Below are 23,713 nucleotides of genomic sequence, written 5' to 3'. Positions count from 1 at the left end.
AATCCTTGAGCAGGCCAGAACTGCCCTCTCCACCAAGCGGAGCAACAGTCCAAACCGGGCCAGACGATACGAACCATTCCACACGTCATCCCGATACTTTGGACACCTCGACCGCTTTTCGCTGGCGATCTAGGGTGTTTTCCCTGCTCATGGTGCCCCCAGTGGGACTCGAACCCACACTGCGCGGATTTTAAGTCCGCTGCCTCTGCCAATTGGGCTATAGGGGCGTACCGGCACAGTTTAGCGTATCCGTGCAATACACCGTGGATGGTGCTGCTACTCCAGTTCGTCGGCGAGCCCGGCGATGATTCCGTCGAGGATGTCCTTCTCGGAGATAACCATGTGGTCCGCTCCGGCGGACTCGCGGGCGAGATCCATGATCCCCTGGACAACCACGGAACCACCACCGAGAACATCCGCACGCCCGGGGTGAATGACCGGATTTGTGGCCCGTTGCTCCGAAGTCTCGGAGATGAGGTGGTCGGTGAGCACCTGGAGTGCCGCGAAGCGGAGGATGGAACCGTGAATGGCGCTGGCGTCATAGTGTTCCAGGCCTAGTGCGAGTGCTGAGAGCGTCGTGAAGGTCCCCGCGCAGCCGACGAAGGTACGGGCCTGGTCGACCGGAACGATGGCACGAACCTGCTCCAGGCGCTCGGCAACATACTCACGAGCGATCTCGACCTCGGTGTCGGTGGCCGGGTTTGAACGCATGATGCGTTCGGTGACCCGGACACAGCCCATCTGGGCGGAATGACTTCCGAGGATTCCCCCGTCTATGGTTCCGACGACAAATTCCGTGGATCCACCTCCGAGGTCGATGACGCAGAAAGGGCCAATCTCAGCCGGAAGGTCAGCCACCGCACCACGGAAACTGAGGGCGGCCTCTTCTTCTCCGGTAATAACCTCGGCGACCGCGCCGAACTTGATACGCCCGAGGAGTTGGCGGGTCATCCGGAAGAAGTCCTCCCGGTTATGGGCGTCACGGGTCGCAGAGGTGGCGACCATACGGACATCAGTGACACGTTCGATCTCCATGATCTCGACGTAGCGCTCGAGAGCTGCCCGGGTACGATCGAGCGCGGCCGACGAAATCTCGCCGTTCGCGTCCACTCCTTCACCCAGCCGAACGATTTCCATCGCTCGGTGAATCTCCCGGGTCTGTCCACCGCCGACCTCACAGATGAGCAGTCGAATGGAGTTGGTGCCGCAGTCGATTGCGGCGAGCCGCGTCATTTCCGCACCTCCGCGTTGCTGAAGTCGAACTGTCCGATGTCGATACCGAGGTCAGAACAGCTCGGCCAGTCTTCCGGGATAGCTGTTCCCCTCAACCCGGCGTGTTCGGCGGCGAGTGCCACGGCCTCATCACCGAGACGGAAGTGCCCCGCACCTTCTGCGAGAGCATAGGCAATGAGGACGTGGAGGCACTTCACCCGCTCCGGCATTCCGCCACCGGAGAAGTCGGTACCGAGATCCTCAAGGGCGTTACGACGTTCAAGGTAGTGGCGGTGTGCGGCGGCATAGTCCGATGCGAGTTCGGTGTCCTCGACGAGGCGGGTAGTCATCCATTTCATGACGTGGGCAACCTCAAGCCGTGAAGCTTCGGCGGTGAGCCTGGGGTCCGTGAGATAGTACAACGTGGGGAAAGGCGTTCCGTCGGGCAGCCGCGGTGACGTCGTGACCACACCAGGCGCCCCGTCCGGGCACCTGTAGGCGATGTCGACCACACCACGCGGAGTACGACCGAGCTGCTCAGTAACGTGCGCGATATCTGCGTCGGTGACGGTCATTGGCTTGTTCTCCTTGTCATCCCGCACTGCGGGAAAGTACGGGGTCAGTCTGCTGGGGCGGGATCAGTCTGCGCATCCGGTTGCGGTTGCACGATGCTCGGTGGAATACCGTCCCCGGGTTCTTCGGTGGAGCCGGGATCTGATTCCGATCCCGGAAAGCTCACGCCGCTATCCCTATTCGCCACGGAGTTCCACAGTACGGTCCACCAGTCGGTACTGACCGGTGCCGCAGTGTCTCGCTCTCCAGAACCGGTTGTTGTACTCGCGGTGATCTCCGGATCGATGACACGGAAAGGAGTTTCGCCCCGTTCTATGACCCCGAGCCGTTTCCGGGCCTGCTCACGGACGTAGGCATCAGAGCGATACTTGTCGATCTCCTCGATGAGCATCTCACGGCGTTCACTGCGTTCAACGATAGACGCATTAAGCCGGGAGATCTCCGCACGCTGCTGAAAATAGTTGCGCACCGGTACTGCGATCATGACCAGAACGAGAATGAGCACGCCAATCAGGATTCCGACCTGCAGTGCACTGAACCGCCCACCAGCCCCCTGTGCACGTGCAGACACCACCGTGTCGGGCCGCCGCCCGGATTTCGTACGGTTGGTCACGGGTACCCGGCCCCGCCGCTTGTGTGCTTTATTCACCATGGTGTGTTGATCGTACCGTGCCAGTGGGCGGACACGCGAGAACCGGCACACAAACGGGCCCGGAGCCTCCCTTCAGGGGAGACCCGGACCCGGTGCGTCCTGATCCAGGAGGGGTGTTACTTACCGAAACGGGGGAAGGCCGCGCGTCCGGCGTAACGTGCCGCCGGGCCGAGCAGTTCCTCGATACGAAGCAACTGATTGTACTTGGCAACGCGCTCGGAGCGGGCCGGTGCTCCAGTCTTGATCTGGCCGCAGGACAGTGCCACAGCCAGATCTGCGATGGTGGTGTCCTCGGTCTCACCCGAACGGTGGCTCATCATGCAGCGGTAACCGTTACGGTGGGCCATCTCGACTGCGTCGAAGGTCTCGGTCAGGGTACCGATCTGGTTGACCTTAACCAGCAGCGCATTAGCGACGTCGTTATCGATGCCCTGCTTGAGACGCTCCGGGTTGGTGACGAAGAGGTCATCGCCGACAATCTGAACCTTATCGCCGATTTCGGCGGTCAGAGCCTTCCAACCCTCCCAGTCGTCCTCGTTCAGCGGATCCTCGATGGAGACGATCGGGTACTTGGCGACGAGATCGCCATAGACCTTGCTCATCTCCTCAGCGGTGCGCTCGCCACCCTCGAAGTGATACTTGCCGTCCTTGTAGAACTCGGAGGCCGCGACGTCAAGGGCAAGAGCAACGTCCTCGCCCGGGGTGAAGCCAGCCTTCTCGATGGCCTCGACGATGAGGTCAATGGCCTCTGCAGTGGAACCGACCGAGGGAGCGAAGCCACCCTCATCACCCAGACCGGTGGACAGGCCCTTCTCCTTGATGACGCCCTTGAGGGTGTGGTAAACCTGCGCCCCCATGCGGAGTGCCTCACTGAAGCTGGTGGCACCGATCGGAGCGATCATGAACTCCTGGCAGTCGACACCGGAGTCGGCATGTGCGCCACCGTTGACGATATTCATCATCGGCACCGGGAGGAGATGAGCATTGGGGCCGCCGACGTAGCGGAAGAGCGGCAGGCCGGCGGAGTCGGCTGCGGCGTGGGCCACTGCCATCGAGACACCAAGGATGGCGTTCGCTCCGAGTTTGGACTTGTTCGGGGTACCGTCGGCGTCGATCATGACCTGATCGATCTCACGCTGGTCGTCAGCTTCCATGCCGGCGAGTTCGTCGACGATGGTCTCGTTGACGGCTTCAACAGCCTTGAGCACACCCTTACCCAGGTAACGGTCGCCGCCGTCACGCAGTTCATGTGCCTCATGTACGCCGGTGGAAGCGCCTGACGGAACAGCCGCTTTTCCTGCGGAACCGTCGGAGAGGACGACCTCACACTCGACGGTCGGGTTACCCCGGGAATCCAGAATCTCGCGGGCGAATACGTGCATGATCTCAGCCACAATGGCCTCCTATGCTTTTGGGTGTTCATACGGTTGTCGTTTTACGTGGCGCCGCACAAGGCCCTCAACCGGAACACACCACCCGGGCAATTCCCCAGGAAACCGGAAATAACCGGGCACTTTAGGGAGACATACCCCGGAGGAATCTGATGGTCGGCGACCATGCGGAACGCTCACCGTCAATTGTTCCATGAAATGTCCGGCCGTGCTGCCGAGACGTTCAACCGGGCAGAATGTCACACCGGTGGTTGGCGTAACGCATAGGCGGCCGCGGCATCCCTTACCTTGATCAGGTAATCGTTGGAGTTGTTGTAGGAACGCACCGCCTGCGACCACCCCTCCGGAGTTCCGAGATTTCTGTCATGGGCACAAAGCAGCCCCGCCGAGGAGAGAGCCGCATCATCGATCTGCTGGGGATCAGCCACGCCGTCCCCACTCGCATCACGCCCGTAGATCCGCCACGAGGACGGGATAAACTGCATCGGCCCGACTGCCCGGTCCACTTCCGTGTCCCCGTCCAATGCACCACCGTCGGTGTCCGCAATCCTGGCCAGCCCGGGACCACCGTCAAGCGGAACACCGATGATCGGTGGATTGACCACACCGTCCTCACCGATTCTCGCGGCCCCGAAGAGCTTCCCGGAATAGGTTCCGTGACGGGTTTCGACATAACCGATTCCCGCGAGGGTGTTCCAGGAGAGATTGCAGTTCGGCCAACTGTCCTGGGCAATGAGCACCGCATTTCCGTAGGCCTGCACCGCAGCCACGGGGATGCCTGTGTCCGCGGCGAGAGGTTCAGCCCAGAAACCGAGCTTGAGCGAGGTTCGTCCGGGGGCGTTGACGTCGATCCGGGGAACAGCCTCTCCCGTCGCGGGCGGAACATTATCGGGGACAGGCTGCAGTTGACGGATCGGGCTGGGGCCGTTGAGGAAAGACAGGACCCAACCGACGAAGGCGACGACCATCACCACGGCCAGAACCGAGGTGAGGCCGGCGACGAAGGGGCGGCGGACTCCAGAACTCATAGCGGCGCATTCTACCCACCAAGGGGTCACGACACCCCAATCCGTCGTTACCCGTGCACCCGCCACCACCAAAAAACACTTTCCGTCACTTCAGTTCCACCACGTGCCAGAGTTCCCCCGGGTGCCGGGGCCTGACAGCGCAGACTGATGAAATCCGTTCTTCTCGCGGCGATGAGCAGCTCGGATCTCTCCCGCCAGCTTCCCGCACAGAGTTCAGCGGTCACCCCGGCCCGCTACCCGGAGGATGAGATCGCAGCACCACGGCGGGAGCTGGATCAGTCTTTCGGATAGGGTGGCAGCAAACCACAGAATTGCCTCAAGAGGAGCACCATGTTTAACAAACGCTTGATCACCGCTACCACAACGATCTCACTTGCCGCTGCGGGGTTCGCTGCACCTGCATCCGCCTACCAGACCGAGTTCAACGGATTCCTCCTCGGAGACACCAAGGCATCGGCGATTTCCTGCGGAGATGTCGAGAGCGTTCTCACCGACGCCGGTCTCCTGAAGAAGAAAATGACCGAGAAAGGACTGCGCAAAGCGATCGACGATGACAACACAGCACTTATCCAGCAGCTTTACGGCAGCCCGGATGCAACGGAGCCAGTAACCACGGAGCAGGCAAAGGAACTAGCTGAACGCGCCGCGAAGTGTGACCTGGTGGAAAAAGAAAGCGACGCCACCATCGGTGATGGCTTCGGTAGCTCCGAGATCACCAAGATCATCGCTGCACTGGTAAAACTCCTGGATGCCCTCAATCCCGGTAAATTCCACCTGGACAAGATCGTCGGTCTCACCACGGGAGAAAAAGCCGTTCCCGCACCAGCCTTCCCTCCGGCACTGAGCTCCTGACCCCGTTTCCCAGCGCACTCCGCTGAAGAAAACCGGCGAAAAACTGTCACCCGCCCCGGTTCTTCGCGGCCTGCCAGATCCGTTCCTGTTCCTCCGCGGACACCATTGAGGTGGTTCCGTCAAAAAGATAGGGCGCCCTGCTGCGGAGTTTCGCGGTGAACGCATCAGCGACATCGGTGAAATCGAAATCTCCCCTGCACGCCGCAATCTCCGCGTGGAAGAGCACCTGCAGCAGCACATCCGCCAGTTCACCGAGAAGGGGTACCACGGCTTCGGGATGGCCCGCCGCGTGCGCCTGTACGGCTTCCGCGAATTCTTCGGTCTCCTCCCGTAAATAGGGCAGGAGACTGACGTGGTCCTGGTTTCTCTCCCACTCCCCGATCTCAAGGGCACGGGACATCGCGATCCGGGCTGCGCCGATACCGGATGCACCGGGTCCACCAACCCGTTCACCCGCCTCGACGCGGCGGCGCACCTCCGCTGACGCTGGGTCAGTGTCCACCCACAGAGTCGCACTCCGCACCCCTGACTGCCGTACCCCCAGAGCGCCGAAGAGCTCCCGCACCGTCGCTGGAACAACCTCACCAAAGGCGACGGAATCACCGGCCATTCGGGCAGCGGTGATTGTTTCAGCGGGAATCAATGTCGGAGACCCGGGATCAAGGATGAGAACCGTCATGCCGACATGGTAACGGCGATGTTCACCCCCGGATCGAGATGATCCCTGGATTTCTGGCTCCCGCTGTATCTCGACCTGCGGTGACATCCACGGCAGGGATATCGAACATCCCACTGAGGAAGTCCGCACACCACTGGATGAGAGCCACATCACGAAGCTGCGGGTCCGTGATCTTCCGGCCTGCCTTAGGGAAACTCAACTGGATGGCTTGCGCCGCCGCCCGGTAATTTGACGCCGGATAAAGCCGCTTCAACCGGACCTGCTTCGAATCGGGAAGTTCAACCGGGTGCACCTTGATCCGGGTACCCTGAACACCGATATCGGTGATCCCCGCGGCACGACACTGGTGACGCAGTCGTGCAACCGACAGGAGACGTTCCACTTCCAGTGGAACAGGCCCGTAGCGGTCCTCCATCTCTTCCACAACGAGCTTCAGATCCTGCTCCGACTGGGACTGCGCGAGTTTCCGGTAGACCTCGAGGCGCAGCCGCTCGGAATTGATGTAGTTCTCGGGGATGTGTGCGTCGACGGGGAGATCGACCCGGATCTCCTTCGGCGTCTTGTCCGTCGCATCCAGTGGTTTACCGTCAGCGATGGCGCGGTACATCTCGACAGCTTCGCCGACGAGCCGGATGTAGAGGTCGAATCCGACGCCCGCGATGTGTCCGGACTGTTCTGCACCCAGCACATTACCGGCACCACGCATCTCCAGGTCTTTCATCGCTACAGCCATGCCGGCTCCTAGATCGTTGTTTTGCGCGATCGTCGCCAGCCGATCATAGGAGGTCTCCGTGAGCATCTGTCCTTTCGGATAGAGAAAATACGCGTAACCGCGTTCCCTGGAGCGCCCTACCCGGCCACGCAACTGGTGCAACTGACTCAACCCCATGTGGTGGGCGTTCTCCACGATGAGGGTGTTGGCGTTGGCGATGTCCAGGCCCGTTTCGACGATGGTGGTGCACACGAGCACGTCATATTCACGGTCCCAGAATCCCTGGACCGTCTGTTCGAGCTGTTCCTCCCCCATCTGTCCGTGAGCGACGACAACCCTCGCTTCGGGGATCAGTTCGCGGAGCTGCGCTGCTCTCCTCTCGATGGTCTTGACCTTGTTGTGCACGTAGAATACCTGCCCGTCGCGTAGCAGTTCCCGCCGGATCGCCGCGGCGATCTGCTTGTCTTCCTGTGCACCGACGTAGGTGAGGACCGGATGCCGGTCCTCGGGTGGCGTGAGGATCGTCGACATCTCCCGGATGCCTGCCATCGACATCTCGAGGGTTCTCGGGATCGGTGTCGCAGACATGGTGAGCACATCGACGTGAGTACGCAGTGCCTTGATGTGCTCCTTATGCTCGACACCGAAGCGCTGTTCCTCGTCCACGATGACAAGTCCGAGATTCTTCCAGTTCACACCGGTCTGAAGCAGTCGGTGGGTACCGATAACAATATCGACGGCGCCGTCAGCCAACCCCGCGAGGATCCGCTTCGAATCTGCCGTCGAGGTGAATCGGGAGAGACTCTCGATACTGACGGGGAACCCGTCGATGCGCTCGGTGAAGGTGGACAAATGCTGCTGTGCGAGCAACGTCGTGGGAACGAGGACCGCGACCTGACGCCCATCCTGGACCGCTTTGAACGCGGCACGTACCGCAACCTCGGTCTTGCCGTAGCCGACATCGCCGACAACGACCCGGTCCATGGGCACGGGTTTCTCCATGTCCTCCTTCACGGCGTCGATCGCGAGCATCTGATCCTCGGTCTCGACGTAGGGGAAGTTCTCCTCCATCTCCCGCTGCCATGGAGTGTCCGGGGCAAACGGATGCCCGGGGGAACCCTGTCGTTTCGCATACAGTTCGATGAGTTCACCGGCGATCTCCCGGACTGCGGACCGGGCTTTCTTCTTGGTGTTCTTCCAGTCCGATCCCCCCATCTTCGATAGTGCAGGTTTCTCGCCTCCGACATAGCGGGAGAGCAGGTCGAGGGCGTCCATCGGGACGTAGAGTTGGTCGCCGGGGCCGCCACGTCTCGACGGTGCATACTCAATGACGAGGTATTCCCGGCGCGATGTGCCGTCGCCGGTGGTGATCGTCCGTTCAGTCATCTCCACGAATCGGCCGATACCGTGCGACTCGTGCACGACGAGATCCCCGGGCTTCAGGGCAAGCGGATCAACTTTGTTACGACGCTTCGCGGGCCGCCGCTTGGCTCCCGCGATGTCCCCGACCCGGTTGCCAGTCAGATCTGTCTCGGTGATGACGACCAGGGGCAGCGCCGCCGCATCCTTCAGCTTCCGGACCTTCGGGAACACCAGCCCCGCGTGGCTCAGCGCCCGGTAGAGGGTGACCTCACCCGGGCTCGGTTCCCAGCCCGGCGTCGCTGCGCGAACGGGAATTCCCTTCTCCCGGAAACGCTCCGTCATACGTTTGACCGGACCGGCACCCGGTGCGATGAACACTGCGCGCCCACCGGCTCGGGTGTGTTCCAGGAGCAGAGCCATCATGGCGTCGATCTCTTTCAGATCACCACGCGGGGTCGGTCCCGCAACAAATTCGAGTGGTAGTGTCTCCGATTCCGCGGCGTCACCGAGCATCCCGGATGGTCCAAACGTCCACCACGGGGACCCCACGTTCCGTGCGGACACCACGAGGGACTCCCACGACCGGTATGATCCCGCAGATAGATCCAGGCCCTCGGCCGCGACGGGACCGGATGCCCCCATCGCGGCAGCTTCCCAGCCGGCGGCGAGGAACTCGGCATCTGTGGTGACCAGATCCTCGATTCGGGTGCGGATCTTCTCAGGGGCACAGGCAAGGATGTGTGTGCCCTCTGGCATGAGTTCCGGAAGACTGACCAGCGGGGTGTCTGTGAGCACCGGGATCAGGGCCTCCATGCCGTCTGCCGGTTCACCTTCCCCCAACGTGGTCAGTAGCTCCACCAGGGTGGCGTTGCCAGGATGACTGACCGCGAGTTTCCGTGCCCGTCCGGCAACCGTGGCGTCGACGAGCAGTTCACGACAGGGGTAGATCTCCACCGCACCGACCTCGAGTTCGGAGATGGTGCGTTGATCCGCGACGGAGAACTGGCGAACCTCGGTGATCTCGTCCCCCCAGAATTCCACGCGCACCGGGTAGCTCAGGGTAGTGGGGAAGATGTCGATGATGCCGCCCCGGGTCGCAAACTCACCTCGCCGCGCGACCATGTCGACATGCTTGTACGCCCGGCTGACCAGTTCACGGACCAGGGAACCGAAATCATAATCCCGCCCCTCTTCGAGAACCACCGGTTTACGCCCGGGAGAGGTCTGGAGTACGGGCTGGCAGAAGCCTCGTGCAGCGGTTACCACGACACGCAGCCGCCCCGCTGACAGGTCATGGAGAACCTTCGCCCGACACCCAACGGTATCGACGCCTGGGCTCAGACGCTCGTGCGGAAGTGTCTCCCAGGCCGGGAACCATGCCACCTTCTCCCCAAGCATTGCCCCGAGTTCTGCAGTGAGGTCCTCCGCCTCCCTGCCCGTCGCGGTTACTACCAGCAGCGGGGTGTGCTGTGCGAGTGTGCCGATCATCCACGACCGGACCTGATCGATTCCCGTCACGTGTAGGCGCGGATCATCAACGTGGGCGACGAGCCCTTTCAGCTTCGGATCGGTGGCGGCGACCTTGAGCAGACCGGCGAGCGCGGGTGCCGACGCGGACGTTTTCTCGGGCAAGATGGCTCCTGAAGAGTGGTGTTCCGGGGCTCTGGCCCCAATACTGATGGTGTGGTGGGCGATCCGGGTGATTACCCGGGGACGCCGCCCCCGATGTCCTCGTTGTCCACGGGACTCGCACCGTCCACCGGATCCGGCATGGAACGCAGTCTCGGTGTTCCTTCCATCCCCGCCAAACCGTTCCAGCAAAGATTGACGATGTGGGCGGCAACCTCCTCCTTGGTCGGTTCTCGGACGTCCAGCCACCATTGGGCGGTCGTCGAGACCATACCCACCAGAGCCTGACCGTACAACACCGCATAATCCGGATTCAGTCCCGACCGAGTGAAGGCGTTGGCGAGGATGTGCGCAACCTGGCCGACCGCATCATTGAGCATCGTGGAGTAGCTCCGCTCCACTCCGGGGGTCAGGTCGCGTACGAGGATCTGAAAACCGTCGGTGTGCTCCTCCACATAACTGAACAGGGCGAGCACCACCCGCTCGATCCTTTCCCGCGACCGGCCGGTGGACAATGCGCCGGTGATCAGGGCTTCCAACCGCAGCATCTCTCTATCCACTACAACCGCGTAGAGTCCCTCCTTTCCCCCGAAGTGTTCATACACCACCGGCTTGGACACCGCGGCACGTGCAGCGATCTCCTCCACGCTGGTCGCTTCGAAGCCCCGCTCGGCGAAAACCTCCCGGCCGACGCTGATCAACTGTTCGCGTCTCTGTTTGCCGGTCATGCGCTGTCTCACCATGTAGATGATCCTACCGCCCCTCCCGAGTCGAAAGACCGCCCTCCCATACGGTAGAGTTCCAACTGCTGCGGATCTTTTCCGGGCGTTTCCCCGTGGTGTAATTGGCAACACTCTGGTTTTTGGTACCAGCTTTCCAGGTTCGAGTCCTGGCGGGGAAGCTTTTTTGACTGATGAATCCCGCTCGGGAGACAGCGCAGGAAACGGGGCTGCGGGCCTCGGCGAAACATCCGCCACACGAAGTGACCGGATGAGCCCCCGCTGGTCCGGTAGCGTGGGGTGGAGAGACAGCTTCCTCCTCATGATCGGAGACAAATGACCGAGACCCCCAATGATGGTGTCGCAGTCATCATCCTCGCCGCCGGAGCCGGCACCAGGATGAAGTCCGCAACGCCGAAGATGCTTCACCGAGTCGCTGGACGCACCATGCTCGCCCACGCCCTACATGCGGCGGCGGGCCTGCGACCGGCCGACATCATCACGGTCGTCGGACATCAACGGGACAAAGTGATTCCAGCGGTGTCGGAGGAGGTGCCCGCACTCCAAGCAAGATTCGGCACCACATCCGTCGGCATCGCGCACCAGGAAGAACAGAACGGCACGGGACACGCCGTCGCCTGCGGGCTCGAAGAGCTCTCCTCCAGTTTCACCGGCACCGTCGTCGTCACCACATCCGATGTGCCGATGATCAATTCAGTGACCCTGCGCGCACTCGTCGATGAGCACAACACCAAACCTAGGGCCGCAGTCACCGTCCTCACCGCCACCGTCGACGATCCGACGGGGTACGGCAGAATCGTGCGTACCCCGGATGGTGAGGTCACCCGGATCGTCGAGCAGAAGGACGCCACCGAAGACGAGCTTGAGATCACCGAGATCAACTCCGGCGTCTACGCATTCGACGCGGAGCTGCTGCGCACCGCTGTGACCCAGTTAGACACCGACAATGCGCAGGGGGAATTCTATCTCACCGATGTCATCGGTATCGCGCGGGACAATGACCGATCCGTTCGGGGACACCGTCTCGATGATCCGTCGATCATCGCCGGTGTCAATGACCGGGTGCAGCTCGCAGCCATCAGTGCCGAATTCAACCGTCGCCTTTGTGAGGAGGCGATGCGCGACGGCGCGACCATCGTCGATCCAGCCTCTACTTTCATTGACGTAGATGTTCAGATCGGCCGCGACGTCACCATCGAACCGGGCACACAGCTACGCGGTAAGACGGTCATCGGGGATAACTGCACCATAGGACCGGACACGACTCTCACCGACATGATCGTGGGCGAGGGGGCGTCCGTCATCCGCACCCACGGATCGGATTCCATCATCGGGCCACGCGCCGCCGTCGGCCCGTTCACCTACATTCGCCCCGGGACACACCTCGGTGAAGAGGGCAAGCTCGGAGGTTTCGTCGAAACCAAGAAGGCAACCATCGGGCGTGGTTCCAAAGTTCCGCACCTCACCTATGTGGGGGACGCGACGATAGGCGAGGAATCGAACATCGGTGCCTCCAGCGTCTTCGTCAACTACGACGGCGTGAACAAATACCACACCACCATCGGCAGTCACGTCCGCACCGGCAGTGACACGATGTTCATAGCCCCCGTGACCGTCGGTGACGGGGCATACTCCGGGGCAGGTACAGTAATCAAGGATGACGTCCCACCCGGGGCATTGGCCGTCTCCGGCGGGCGGCAACGCAACATCGAAGGTTGGGTGCAGCGCCGTCGGCCCGGTACTCCGGCCGCGGACGCCGCCGCACGCGCAGCAGCGCAGCCCAGGGTCAACAATCAGGAAGGCGAAGCAGAATAGACATGTCTGCCCAGTGGATCGACAACCAGAAGAACCTCATGCTGTTCAGCGGCCGGGGCAACCCGGCGCTCGGTGAGGCGGTGGCCCGGGAGCTGGGAGTCAAGCTCACCCCAACCACAGCGCGCGACTTCGCCAACGGAGAAATTTTCGTTCGCTTCGAAGAGTCTGTCCGAGGCTGTGACGCCTTCGTTTTGCAGTCACACACCCAACCGCTGAACAAGTGGCTGATGGAACAACTCATCATGATCGACGCGCTCAAGCGTGGCTCCGCGAAGCGCATCACCGCGATCCTGCCGTTCTACCCCTACGCCCGCCAGGACAAGAAGCACCGCGGTCGCGAGCCAATCTCCGCCCGGCTCGTAGCGGACATGCTCAAAACCGCCGGGGCGGACCGCATCGTTTCCGTGGACCTGCACACGGACCAGATCCAGGGTTTCTTCGATGGCCCCGTCGACCACATGCACGCCATGCCAATCCTCACCGAGCACATCAAGAAGAACTACAGCCTGGAGAACATCTGTGTCGTGTCCCCCGATGCCGGCCGAGTGAAGGTCGCCGAGAAATGGGCGAACACACTGGGCGGCGCACCGATGGCGTTCGTGCACAAGACTCGGAGCGTCGACGTGGCCAACCAGGTGACCGCGAATCGCGTCGTCGGCGACGTCGCTGGCCGCACTTGTGTGCTGCTGGACGACATGATCGACACCGGCGGCACCATATCCGGTGCCGTCGGGGTTCTGCGTGAGGCCGGTGCCGGCGACGTCATCATCGCCACCACGCACGGTGTGTTCTCCGGTCCCGCCCGCGAACGACTGTCCCGCTGTGGTGCCCGCGAAGTCATTGCGACTGACACACTTCCCCAGAACACGGATGGCTGGGACAACCTCACGGTTCTATCCATCGCCCCACTGCTGGCGAAGACGATCCACGAGATCTTCGAGAACGGATCAGTGACCACCCTCTTCGAGGGCCAGGCCTGATACCGCGAACGCGAACAGCCCCGCGCCGCGGCACATTGTGCCCGGTTCCTGGGGCGTGGTACTGTCATGAACGTCTCGGCGAGGGCTGATCCCCAGGATCGGCCGTTATCGACGCGATGTGACGCATGAAGCGCCCCCTCCGCATGCGGAGGACGGACAGCCTGCGATGACTCGACGAGAACCCGGGTCCCGCAGGCTTTTGTTGTGTCTACCCGGGACCAGACCTCACTGTCCAACCAACGCACCAGGAGAACATCATGGCCATCAACAAGGCTACCCCGCTCGAAGCTGCACCCCGTACCGAGTTCGGCAAGGGTGCAGCGCGTCGCGCCCGCCGCGACGGTCTGATCCCCGTCGTGATCTACAGCAAGACCCTCGATGAGCCCCTGCACGTCACCGTCGACCGCCTTGACTTCACCGCGATCATCCGTAACCACGGCGTCAACGCCGTCGTCGATGTCGACATCGAGGGCGAAAAGCAGCTCGCTATCGTCAAGCACCTCGACCAGAATGTCCTGACCTTCAACATCGACCACGTCGATCTCCTCGCAATTTCCCGCGGAGAGAAGATCGAGGTCGAAGTTCCGGTTGTCCACACCGGTGAGCCCGCTCCAGGAGCCATGGTTATCCAGGACGCCGATGTCCTCGCTGTCGAGGCTCCTGTGCTCTCCATTCCGGAAGAGTTCGAGATCGACATCGAGGGGCTGGAGATCGGTACTCAGATCACTGCCGCCGACGTCAAGCTGGACGAGGGCATCACCTTGGTCTCCGATCCCGAGATGCTCATCATCAACATCGTTGAACCCGAGGAAGAGGAACTGCCGGAGCCCGGTGAAGAAGGCGAAGGCGATGCTGAAGGCGAGTCCGTCGAAGCCACCGAAGAGGGCCCGACTAACGACAGCGAGTAATTCCTCGCGCTGTGGGTGGTATCCCCCGCCCAAGGAAGACACCCGTTCCGGACCCGGCCCGCTCATGTGGTGCGGGATCCGGAACGGGTGTCTTCGATTATGGGATTCTCCGTTCGGTCAGTGCCAGGGCAGTGTGCGACAATATTCGGCGTGAATTCACCTGACGCCGCTTCACAGAACACCGCGCCCTCCCCCACCGGGCCACTGCTTGTTGTCGGGTTGGGAAACCCCGGGCCAAAGTACGCGGCCACCCGGCACAATATCGGATTTATGGTTGTTGATGAGCTTGCAGAGCGGGTGACGCCCTCTCCCGCAAACTTCAGCGTGCACAAGCGCTCGAACGCCGAGATCGCTCAGATTCGCATCGGGGAGCGATCGGTGATCCTGGCGAAACCGCGCAGCTTCATGAATCTGTCGGGAGGTCCTGTCAAGGCTCTCGCCTCATACTTCGGGGTGTGCCCGGCCAATATCGTCATCATCCACGATGAACTGGACCTCGATCCCGGCGTCGTCCGGCTCAAACTCGGCGGTGGGGAGAACGGTCACAATGGTCTGAAGTCCACCAGTAAGTCATTGGGGACCAGGGACTATGTCCGGGTCCGTATGGGCATCGGGCGTCCCCCGGGGCGCATGGATCCAGCAGACTATGTTCTGCGGCCGATTCCACAGTCCGAGTGTGCGGCTCTTGCGATCCAGTGCGCGGACGCAGCCGACGCGGTGGAACTCATCGCAATCCGTGGCCTGGGGATCGCACAAAACGAGATCCACTCACGCTGATTCCCACGCGGGGCCGAGTGGATTACTGAGGCTCCCGACTCCCGCCACCATTCCCTTGGATCGTCGCACGAGAATCAACTTCAACGTCCTCGACCTCCGGCAGCGTGGTCAGCTCCAGGATAAGGGTGTCCATCGCATCCCGTGACAGTGGTTCAGTGGACCGGACCACCATCACCAGCTCTCCGACTCCGGACTGGGTGATCTCAGTTTCACCGATTCCTGCTCTCCTCGCCGCCGCAGCGATGAGAGCTCTGCGGGCGTCCTGATCAAGGGTGTCGGCGGACTCCGGGGAGAAGTAGACGATCACGCCGTCAGCGCTGGCGGGAGCTGGATCATTCTGGGTCGGTGCATCGGTCGGGGACATCTCCGCCTGCTTGCCTGTCGTCGGGATCGCAATTTCCGGGGACTGACCTGAACTGCAGCCGGCGCTGAGCGTCAACACAATTATCGCCGCTGCGACAGTGCCGAGACGATGGGCTGTGGCGGGGCACGGGAACATGGTTGTTACCTCCAGAAGTTACCTAGCCCGTAACGGTCGAGCCAGAGGATCATCCGTAACCATTCTTCATACGTCATTGGACGGCGGTTGTCCCGGTCCGGAGTCGGGGCGGGTTCCGGGGCGGTGGCTTCCACTTCCTCGGGTTCAACCGGTTCAACCGGTTCCTCAACCTCACCGATGACGGCCTCAGCATCAATTAGCCCGGCTCCACAGCCGAGGGGGCAGGAGCGCGGCATGGGACGGGCAGTGTCCTTGATACGCTCCTTGATCTCAGCGGGGGTGAGCTCGGGCTCGGATTTACGCAGTAGCGCGGCGACACCTGAAACCAGCGGAGTGGCCATCGAGGTCCCCTCGTAGAACGCGTAGTTGGGACGCCCCGGGGACCGTTTTCCGTTGTTCAGGGTGGATAGCACACCGGCACCGTTGGACATGTCTCCACCCGGTGCGGTGATGTCGATGGTCTCACCGTAGTTGGAGTAGACCGCCAGCGCCCCCTGATCACCCGACGCGGCAACGGTGATGACGTTGTCGCAGTTCGCAGGCTGCACCCGGCTGGCGTTGATCGCATCGTTTCCGGCAGCGACAACGACGGTGGCACCGTTATCGACTGCGGTGTTGATCGCACGCTGGTACGTACGTGAGCAGCGGCCCGCTCCACCGAGGGAGAGATTGATGACGTCAGCGGGGTTGGTGTTGGCCGGAACCCCCTTGACCTCTCCTCCAGACGCCCAAATGATGGCATCAGCGATATCTGAGGTGACACCACCGCATTTGCCTAGGGCACGGACTGGGAGCAACTGTACCCCGGGGGCTGTCCCCGCGATACCGATACCGTTGTTGGTCGCGGCTCCGATCGTTCCGGCGACGTGGGTGCCGTGCCATGATGAGTCCGCTCCCTGGGGATTGCCGCATTCGCCCCGGTTGAACCAGTCCCCGTTGTCGTAGGGGTCTGCGTCGCGTCCGTCTCCGTCTCGGGATACGGATGGAGAGGAAATGAAGTCGTATCCGTCGATGACCTGATCGTCCAGATCAGGGTGCGGAAGAATGCCCGAGTCCACGACCGCGACGACAATGTCTTCCGCATCGGGAGCGTTCTTCCAGGCACCGTCAATGCGGGCACCATTGGTGCCGTGGATCGGCCACTGGCGGTCATAGTATCTGTCGTTCGGGGTGGAGAAGATTGTCATCCGTGCGTCAGGTTCGACATATTCGACCTTGTCACTGGAGCGAATCGTCTCCATGAAGTCTTCGGCCTCCGCTTCAGTGAGCTTTCGCTCGGTGGAGACCACGACGGCGCCGGTGGCGGTCTCTGCGACTTCAGATGCCCCCGTGTCGACTACTGCCTGTGTATGTCCGAATGCGCCCACCCGGGCGGTGTCGGCGATCACCTCGTCGATGTCAGTGCGTTCTCCGTCGTGGAATCCGACGATGAAGCGGTCGAAACCTTCTGCATCGGGTTCCGCTTCGATGTGCGGGGCCAATCGAGACCCTGATCGCACACTGTTGATGGACGTATCCAGACCTGCGTCTTCCGCTCCCGCAGGAGCCACGGTGACGAGGCAGGCTGAGGCGACCACTGCAGTAGTTGCCAGTGCTGTACGCGATACCCGCCTGAGGGGTGAGCTGCCGGAAGCGCGGCGTTCCACGCTTCCGGGGATCTGAAGAACACTCATACGGTGGACCTTTCTGTCAGTTCGTGGCGAGGAGTCCCACGCCACGAAGGTGTACTGGGAATACCAAACGTACTCGGAGCACCCCCACCCCAAAAGGGGCTAAACCATAGATCCCCACATCTTTTTGACCACCCCCACTGCTGCACCCGAAAGTAACCCCCAGGTCTCCGCGCCACACAGATACTATCTTAAAGTTTCCTAATTTTATTTACGCGCGGACGGTGACTACACCTGCACCGATGGTGATGCTTCAACAAAAAAGAACCGAACACCGGACACCCGTTCTCAGGATTCCCACTGTGACAGCCACCCCTCAAAGACACCGACACCACCCCCGACGATCGCATCCGATCCCCGAAAAATCACCGCTGAGATTCCGGAGAGCAATCGCTGATGAAACAGCGCAACCCCCGTTCAGCACCACTTCCCCACCCCACGACACAAAACACCGCATCATGGCACGCCAAGCCTGCCAACAACCACCGGGAAGTCCAATCAGCGGACCCGAGCCTTGGCCCAGGCTTTCTCCAACGCCAAATCATCCAGGTCGAAGGCACACGTCTTCTCCAGGCGTTTGAGCACGACAGGACACAGCTTGCACCGCCGCCGGGAGCGGCAACATTTCTTCTTTCCGCCCTTGGCGGCCTTCCGCCGCATCTTCGCCATGTCCACATTTCCGAGCGTATAACCACCGGAGCCCTCTGACACCTCAAGCACCGGCTTCCGACAGAAGATCACCCCCATAAAAAGTCATGACCTACCCCAAGGCAGGCCACGACCAACGACAGCCTAGAGTTCGTCGATCTCCCGACGGCGTGGCAGAACGATCGGGCGGGCTTGGGCAATCTCCTCCACGATCCGGATGACCTGACTGGAGTATCCAAATTCGTTGTCGTACCAGACATAGAGAACCAGGTGATTTTCCTGCGCGATGGTAGCCAGACCATCAACGATGCCCGCCTGGGTCGTTCCGACAAAGTCCGTGGAGACGACTTCCGGGGACTTGATGTACCCGATCTGCTGGCGAAGCACCGATTTCAGGGAGACATCACGGAGATAGGCGTTCACCTCATCGACGGTCGTTTCCTTGTCCAGGGTCAGGTTGAGTACCGCCATAGACACATCCGGGGTGGGGACGCGGATCGCATTGCCGGTGAGCTTTCCCCCGAGTTCCGGCAATGCCTTAGCCACCGCTTTCGCGGCCCCGGTTTCCGTGAGCACCATATTCAGCGTCGCGGCCCGGCCACGTCGTTCACCCTTGTGAAAGTTGTCGATGAGGTTCTGGTCGTTGGTGAACGAGTGGACCGTCTCCACGTGGCCGAAACGCACTCCGTAGCGATCGTTGATGACTTTGAGCACAGGCGTGATCGCGTTGGTGGTGCAGCTCGCCGCAGACAGAATCCGGTCAGAATCCTCGATGTCGAAGTGATTGATCCCGTAGACGATATTTTTCAGCTCCCCCTTCCCCGGGGCGGTCAACAGAACACGGGACACCCCCTTCGACTTCAGGTGCTGTTCCAGCCCCGCACGGTCCCGCCAACGCCCGGTATTGTCCACGACGACAGCATCGTCAATGCCGTACTCGGTGTAGTCGATGCTCGCAGGATCTGAGGAGTAAATCACCTGGATCGGCGTACCATTCGCCCAGATGACGTTCTTTTCCCGGTCAATGCTGATGGTGCCATCGAACTGACCGTGAACGGAGTCACGCCGAAGCAGAGAGGCCCGCTTTTCAAGGTCGATGTCACCGTTCCTCCGGACGACCACTGCACGGAGTCGTACACCGAGACCACGGCCCTCACGGGCGATGAGAATGCGAGCCAGGAGACGTCCGATGCGGCCGAACCCGTAGAGTACGACATCGGTCTCGGGGGTCGCTTCTGCGGTGCCGATGACCTCAGCGAGCTCCTTCTCGAGGAATCCCCTGAGATCGTCGGACCTTTCCTCCCGAAAGCGGGTGGCCAGACGTCCGATGTCGATGGACGCTGTTCCAAGGTCCATCTCAACGAGCTCCCGCACGATGGGCAGGGTCGCGGAGAGCGACATCTCCCGCTCCGTGATCCGGCGTGCGAAGCGGTGCGACTTCACGATGTCGATGGCGGTGACGTTCTCCAAGAGCCGCCCGTAGATCGAAGTAACCACATTGCGCTCCCGGTGCAATTTCCCGAGGAGCGGAACCATCTCTTCCGCCAGTGCGAGACGCTCATGGAAATTACGGTGCGTAGCAATCGAATCCGTCATGGAAATGAAGTGTCCTCTTTCGGGTCGGACCTGAACCGGATAACCGGAAAGTTGATTGTTCAGGGGGTGAAAAACCTTCGGCCAAGCAAGATAACAACACCGTGCAGACCAAAGTTGTGGATCTACCTCCTACCCTAATGCCCCCGAGAAAATAGTCACCAGCCAACCATCCCCGGGAACATGGCAACCTCACACAAAAGCCCCTCACCCACCCCTGAATACCCCCACCCCCACCACACCCCATGAATGACTCCGAAGCGCCAGACGAGGAGAACACACTGTGACCAAGGCAATCGTCTAGCAATAATCCGAGTTCACAGGCCTGGAATTCATGAAAAAGGACACCCACAACATCCCCCCGGCCGTCCGTACATGCACCCCGGGAGCAAATTAAGGAAAGATAACCAAGGTTAGACTTCCCTTCCATACAGAGTGGGCATCACCTCCGGCTAGACCCCCGATGACCACCCCCTCACGTTTTCAAGGATGTGTTCCCTGGTGAGTAATTCACTACGTCGCTTCACGCGCCTGAGCCTGGCTGCGACTGTCTCCATATCGCTCATGATCCCTCTGTCCACGGCGGCGTACGCCGGCGTGGATTCGACACTCGGTATCACCGCCCGGGACGACGTCGACTCGACCTCGACAGCAGACACCTTCGCCCTGTCCTGGGCCATCCGGGATTCCTTCGACAACTATGTCAGCGGTGCCACCAACATCATCGACGGTGCACGGCAGGACGGTGAGACCTTCCTGTGGCCCTACCGTTCCACCACAACCACCCCAGAGGGAGCCGTCAGCATTCAGTACGGCGGAACCGTCAACTACATGCTCCACTGCAGTGGCGACACTCCCGTGCGCGGAGAATGCCAACTGGATGTCACCATCGCCGATCCCCGAGTCGTCATCGACCCAAATACCGGCAAGGGAACGCTGTACGCTCTGGTCAACTACGTCCGCTACAGTGACGGCTCATGGTCTGAAGAGAAGGAGGTCCCCTTCGGGAAGTTGGACGTCTCATCCGGCCGCTACAACACTGCCAACGGCGTGACCACCTGGAAGAACATCGGCGCCGAGCTCACTAAGTCGGGACACGACGTTTTCTCCAACTTCTACGACAACAACCCCTACCTGAACTCATTGACGTTCAGTTACCCCGGCGAATCCGGATTGTCAGGTTCTTCCGGTGATTCCGATGCGGACGGCTGGTACCAGCTCGCCGACGCACGGATCATCGACACAGAGCCTCGTATGCAGATGGGAGGGGCCGTCCGGCTGCACGAGATGTCGAACGGCGATCTTCTCTACATCAATCGCCCTTACGAGGGAAGCACTGTGGCGGTCGTACCGCGTTCGCTCCAGGGGGCTGTCGCGCTACCCCGGCTGAACATGCTCAACAGCGCCGAATCCTCATTCGATCCCACGACTGACACCCTGACATGGATCGAACCTCCGACCTCCGAGGGCGACTTCACCGTGAAGTCCGCACACGTGACCCGCGAGGGTTTTGATGGAGAAAAGATCCTGTTCACGGCGAACGGGGTCCCGACCGCCCTGACACGCTCCTTCGACGGCAGTCGGACTGCCCTGATCTACCTGGAGAATCCGCCGACCGGCGCCCCCTGGAACTATCTGCGTGGCGCCACGTTCGTGGAGATCACCCCGGACGGGGAATCGGCGAGCACCCCACTCCCGGCGACCTCGGACCTCTATCCCGATGTCCTGATCGATGAGGATCACCTGTCGAACGAAACTTTCGGAAATCCCTACGGTTTCAGCGACAATGACGGTCTCCGTGCTCTCTCCGACGGAACGTACATCTACGTCAACGACTACAACCTCACCGTCACAGGCGGGGAGCGTCGTCCTGCGCTCCCCGTACACATCACCCCAGCCGCCGATAAGAAGGCAACACTGATCGAGGCGTTCGCACCAGCGAACCCCCTTGCCGCCCACGGCTACCACGGAGTCGCTACCAACGGCTCACGTATAGCGATCTACAGTGACCGCCAGAACAATAACACCTACGCGTTCCTCGACTACACCGACGGCGAGTTCACACTGCTGTATTGGGCGGACCACCCCTACGAGGCACCCGGGCCGTACAGTGCCATCTCATCGGTCGTCTTCGACGATGACAGCAACGCCATCATCGCCACCGGTCTGAACAAACTCTTCCTCGTCGACCCGAACAACGGCGAAGTCATCAAGGAATCCACACTGGCCGGAAAGACGAAGGGAACGAACAGCCACTATCCGGAGCTGATGGTGCGCAGCGGCGATGAACTGTTCATCGCCGACCGCCGCGAGGTCGACTACGTCGACTACGCCGGCGTCCAGCGCCTGACGCTCCCCGATGGAGCGGGCCAGCGCGACGAAAGCATCCAGCCGGTCCGCATGGGCAAGTCGTCTGCAACGCCGACCGCTGACACCGTCGAGCTCACCTACCCGGCAACCACGGTGAAGGCCGGCGAAGAAGTGACCCTCACTCCGGCGGTCACCGGAGAAACGCCCACGAAGGTCACGTACTCACTGAAGCAGCCCGTAGCAGGGATGTCAGTGCACCCCTCGACGGGAATCGTCACCTACGCCGCCCCGGCGAACGCACCCGCAGGTACAGTCACTGCACAGGTCGTCGCGACGTACTCCGACGCCTCCATCGACACCGCACCTGTGACCATCACCGTCACCGCCGCAGAAAAGACCCCCGAAAGCAGCTCCGTGGGATCCGTGTTCACTACACAACTCACCCACATCCTGGCACTGTTCGCCGCACTCGCGGGCGGTATCGGGTGGCTCATCCACACTGGCGTCTTTGCGCCTCTTCAGCACATGCTCGCGAACGGTTTGTTCCACTTCAACCGCTAGCACACCAACCAATGCTGCGTTGCTGACAACAGGTCGGGTCGCCATGTGGCCCGACCTGTCACGCTCATGCGATACCTGCCAACCTGCGCAGAATGTCTGCCGCCGGACCGGAACAAATGTATGAGACGCCTGTACCCACCCACGCCGCCACAAGGTCGTGGTCTCCATGTCGCGCAGCGGCGGAGCGCACCGGGCCCATCACTGCATTGACGTACGGATACACGGCAGGGGCATCAACCTGCTCCGTCATGAATCTGGTACGCACACCCCGGGCAGGTCGTCCCGAGTAGGCCCGCGTCACAGCCGTGTCGAGGTTCCTCCCCTCACATCTGACGAGATGTCCCGGTGAGCCTGCGAGGTTCCGGCCTCATCCGCCAGGAGGAAAGCACTCCCACACGACGCTGCACAGACCCCCGGCCACCGTAACGCTGCGGCGATCTCGGCCGACGTCCCCAATCCCCCGGCGACGATGAGGGGGAGATCCACCGCAGCGCTGATCTCCAGAGAAAGAATCTCCAACGGAATCCCGGAGGGGTTCTCCCCCACGGTCTGAGTCGCCCGGTGTCCCCCGGCACCGGGTCCTTGGACCACGATGGCGTCAACGCCGACGGACGCCGCCAGGAGCGCAGCAGAAGTATCAGCGACCGTCGCCCACACCTCGATTCCGTGATCGTGGAGCCGTGTGACCTCCGAGTCATTCCAGACCCCGAACGTACACGAGACAACGGTCGGCCCGTACCCTCCGATCCGTGCCGCACAGATCGCGTCCAACTTGGCGGAGAAGGCATCAGTCGGGTCCACGCTGTCGAGCTGCTTGATGAGATCTGACGGCGCGATCTCGTACCTTTCGAGAGAAGGCGCCAACCGTTCCACATAAGCGCGCACGGCATCGAGTTCCGACGGTAACGCGGTTGGCTGCGGATAAAACAGGTTTACCCCGTACACCGTACCGCGCACATCACGCATCTGACCGTCAAGCTGCGCCGCACTAAGATAACCGCCAGCAAGAAAACCGAGGGACCCAACGGCAGACGCGGCGTCGACAAGCGCAGGGGTCGACGGGCCACCCGCCATAGGTGCGACAAGGACCGGTAGCGGGAGAGTACGGATGATACTCATTGC

At 61.5% G+C, this 23,713-nt stretch carries 21 protein-coding genes and 2 tRNA genes; 8 read left to right on the top strand and 15 right to left on the bottom strand.

Annotated features, from left to right (window positions below; genetic code table 11):
• Nucleotides 1-150: 150 nt before the first annotated feature.
• The 6 genes from QWU43_RS04905 to QWU43_RS04880 all read right to left on the bottom strand — a co-directional run bounded on the left by QWU43_RS04905 (nucleotide 151) and on the right by QWU43_RS04880 (nucleotide 4,856).
• A tRNA-Leu gene (locus tag QWU43_RS04905) sits at nucleotides 151-227 on the bottom strand.
• A gap of 49 nt (nucleotides 228-276) precedes the next feature.
• A complete protein-coding gene (locus QWU43_RS04900) occupies nucleotides 277-1,233 on the bottom strand; it encodes an exopolyphosphatase (RefSeq protein ID WP_370917281.1) in 957 nt (318 codons plus the stop codon).
• A complete protein-coding gene (locus tag QWU43_RS04895; protein WP_370915226.1) occupies nucleotides 1,230-1,787 on the bottom strand; it encodes a DUF501 domain-containing protein in 558 nt (185 codons plus the stop codon). The genes QWU43_RS04900 and QWU43_RS04895 overlap by 4 nt, the downstream gene beginning before the upstream one ends.
• Before the next feature lie 44 nt (nucleotides 1,788-1,831).
• Nucleotides 1,832-2,437 carry a septum formation initiator family protein gene (locus QWU43_RS04890; RefSeq protein ID WP_370917280.1) on the bottom strand — a complete coding sequence of 202 codons (606 nt, stop codon included), beginning with the start codon at nucleotides 2,435-2,437 and terminating at the stop codon, nucleotides 1,832-1,834.
• Nucleotides 2,438-2,553: 116 nt separating this feature from the next.
• A complete protein-coding gene (gene eno / locus QWU43_RS04885; RefSeq protein ID WP_370917279.1) occupies nucleotides 2,554-3,831 on the bottom strand; it encodes a phosphopyruvate hydratase in 1,278 nt (425 codons plus the stop codon).
• A 236-nt stretch (nucleotides 3,832-4,067) separates the two neighbouring features.
• Nucleotides 4,068-4,856, bottom strand: coding sequence for a lytic transglycosylase domain-containing protein (locus QWU43_RS04880; RefSeq protein WP_370915229.1), 789 nt, complete (start codon nucleotides 4,854-4,856; stop codon nucleotides 4,068-4,070).
• A gap of 147 nt (nucleotides 4,857-5,003) precedes the next feature.
• Between QWU43_RS04880 and QWU43_RS04875 the strand changes: the two genes are divergently transcribed.
• Both QWU43_RS04875 and QWU43_RS04870 read left to right on the top strand, forming a co-directional pair.
• Nucleotides 5,004-5,147: a hypothetical protein gene (locus QWU43_RS04875; RefSeq protein WP_370917278.1), complete on the top strand. Its 144-nt coding sequence runs from the start codon at nucleotides 5,004-5,006 to the stop codon at nucleotides 5,145-5,147.
• A 39-nt stretch (nucleotides 5,148-5,186) separates the two neighbouring features.
• Nucleotides 5,187-5,708, top strand: a complete 522-nt coding sequence (locus QWU43_RS04870) for a hypothetical protein (protein WP_370917277.1) — start codon at nucleotides 5,187-5,189, stop codon at nucleotides 5,706-5,708.
• Nucleotides 5,709-5,754: 46 nt separating this feature from the next.
• Here the strand turns inward: QWU43_RS04870 and QWU43_RS04865 are convergent, their stop codons facing one another.
• From QWU43_RS04865 to QWU43_RS04855, 3 genes are all read right to left on the bottom strand, one after another.
• Nucleotides 5,755-6,387: a MazG nucleotide pyrophosphohydrolase domain-containing protein gene (locus tag QWU43_RS04865; RefSeq protein WP_370917276.1), complete on the bottom strand. Its 633-nt coding sequence runs from the start codon at nucleotides 6,385-6,387 to the stop codon at nucleotides 5,755-5,757.
• 22 nt (nucleotides 6,388-6,409) lie between these two features.
• On the bottom strand, nucleotides 6,410-10,093 hold the full coding sequence (gene mfd / locus QWU43_RS04860) for a transcription-repair coupling factor (protein ID WP_370917275.1): 3,684 nt from the start codon (nucleotides 10,091-10,093) through the stop codon (nucleotides 6,410-6,412).
• 71 nt (nucleotides 10,094-10,164) lie between these two features.
• Nucleotides 10,165-10,833 carry a TetR family transcriptional regulator gene (locus QWU43_RS04855; protein WP_370915234.1) on the bottom strand — a complete coding sequence of 223 codons (669 nt, stop codon included), beginning with the start codon at nucleotides 10,831-10,833 and terminating at the stop codon, nucleotides 10,165-10,167.
• Between the two features lie 86 nt (nucleotides 10,834-10,919).
• Between QWU43_RS04855 and QWU43_RS04850 the strand changes: the two genes are divergently transcribed.
• The 5 genes from QWU43_RS04850 to pth all read left to right on the top strand — a co-directional run bounded on the left by QWU43_RS04850 (nucleotide 10,920) and on the right by pth (nucleotide 15,310).
• Nucleotides 10,920-10,991, top strand: a tRNA-Gln gene (locus QWU43_RS04850).
• A gap of 154 nt (nucleotides 10,992-11,145) precedes the next feature.
• The gene (gene glmU / locus QWU43_RS04845; RefSeq protein WP_370917274.1) at nucleotides 11,146-12,645 is read left to right on the top strand and encodes a bifunctional UDP-N-acetylglucosamine diphosphorylase/glucosamine-1-phosphate N-acetyltransferase GlmU; all 1,500 of its coding nucleotides are present in this window, start codon (nucleotides 11,146-11,148) and stop codon (nucleotides 12,643-12,645) included.
• A 2-nt stretch (nucleotides 12,646-12,647) separates the two neighbouring features.
• The gene (locus QWU43_RS04840) at nucleotides 12,648-13,625 is read left to right on the top strand and encodes a ribose-phosphate diphosphokinase (protein WP_200251108.1); all 978 of its coding nucleotides are present in this window, start codon (nucleotides 12,648-12,650) and stop codon (nucleotides 13,623-13,625) included.
• A 257-nt stretch (nucleotides 13,626-13,882) separates the two neighbouring features.
• Complete coding sequence (locus QWU43_RS04835) at nucleotides 13,883-14,533, top strand: 50S ribosomal protein L25/general stress protein Ctc (RefSeq protein WP_370915236.1); 651 nt, start codon at nucleotides 13,883-13,885, stop codon at nucleotides 14,531-14,533.
• Nucleotides 14,534-14,683: 150 nt separating this feature from the next.
• Nucleotides 14,684-15,310, top strand: coding sequence for an aminoacyl-tRNA hydrolase (gene pth / locus QWU43_RS04830; protein ID WP_370915237.1), 627 nt, complete (start codon nucleotides 14,684-14,686; stop codon nucleotides 15,308-15,310).
• Nucleotides 15,311-15,332: 22 nt separating this feature from the next.
• Here the strand turns inward: pth and QWU43_RS04825 are convergent, their stop codons facing one another.
• The 4 genes from QWU43_RS04825 to QWU43_RS04810 form a co-directional block, all read right to left on the bottom strand.
• Nucleotides 15,333-15,809, bottom strand: a complete 477-nt coding sequence (locus QWU43_RS04825) for a hypothetical protein (RefSeq protein WP_370917273.1) — start codon at nucleotides 15,807-15,809, stop codon at nucleotides 15,333-15,335.
• 5 nt (nucleotides 15,810-15,814) lie between these two features.
• Nucleotides 15,815-17,482 carry a S8 family peptidase gene (locus QWU43_RS04820; protein ID WP_370917272.1) on the bottom strand — a complete coding sequence of 556 codons (1,668 nt, stop codon included), beginning with the start codon at nucleotides 17,480-17,482 and terminating at the stop codon, nucleotides 15,815-15,817.
• A gap of 495 nt (nucleotides 17,483-17,977) precedes the next feature.
• Nucleotides 17,978-18,154 carry a hypothetical protein gene (locus tag QWU43_RS04815; protein WP_370915373.1) on the bottom strand — a complete coding sequence of 59 codons (177 nt, stop codon included), beginning with the start codon at nucleotides 18,152-18,154 and terminating at the stop codon, nucleotides 17,978-17,980.
• Nucleotides 18,155-18,271: 117 nt separating this feature from the next.
• Nucleotides 18,272-19,723 (bottom strand): glyceraldehyde-3-phosphate dehydrogenase, encoded by a 1,452-nt coding sequence (locus tag QWU43_RS04810; protein ID WP_370915240.1) that lies wholly within the window; start codon nucleotides 19,721-19,723, stop codon nucleotides 18,272-18,274.
• Between the two features lie 498 nt (nucleotides 19,724-20,221).
• Here QWU43_RS04810 and QWU43_RS04805 point away from each other — a divergent pair, with 498 nt between their 5' ends.
• On the top strand, nucleotides 20,222-22,591 hold the full coding sequence (locus QWU43_RS04805; protein WP_370917271.1) for an HtaA domain-containing protein: 2,370 nt from the start codon (nucleotides 20,222-20,224) through the stop codon (nucleotides 22,589-22,591).
• A 64-nt stretch (nucleotides 22,592-22,655) separates the two neighbouring features.
• Here the strand turns inward: QWU43_RS04805 and QWU43_RS04800 are convergent, their stop codons facing one another.
• Together QWU43_RS04800 and QWU43_RS04795 are read right to left on the bottom strand one after the other, a co-directional pair.
• Complete coding sequence (locus tag QWU43_RS04800) at nucleotides 22,656-22,841, bottom strand: hypothetical protein (protein ID WP_370917412.1); 186 nt, start codon at nucleotides 22,839-22,841, stop codon at nucleotides 22,656-22,658.
• Nucleotides 22,842-22,888: 47 nt separating this feature from the next.
• Complete coding sequence (locus QWU43_RS04795; RefSeq protein ID WP_370915243.1) at nucleotides 22,889-23,710, bottom strand: nitronate monooxygenase; 822 nt, start codon at nucleotides 23,708-23,710, stop codon at nucleotides 22,889-22,891.
• Between the last annotated feature and the right edge of the window lie 3 nt (nucleotides 23,711-23,713).

It is taken from the genome of Corynebacterium sp. CCM 9204 (assembly GCF_041357695.1).
Taxonomy (GTDB): domain Bacteria; phylum Actinomycetota; class Actinomycetes; order Mycobacteriales; family Mycobacteriaceae; genus Corynebacterium.
This window is presented reverse-complemented; position numbering and strand designations above follow the sequence as displayed.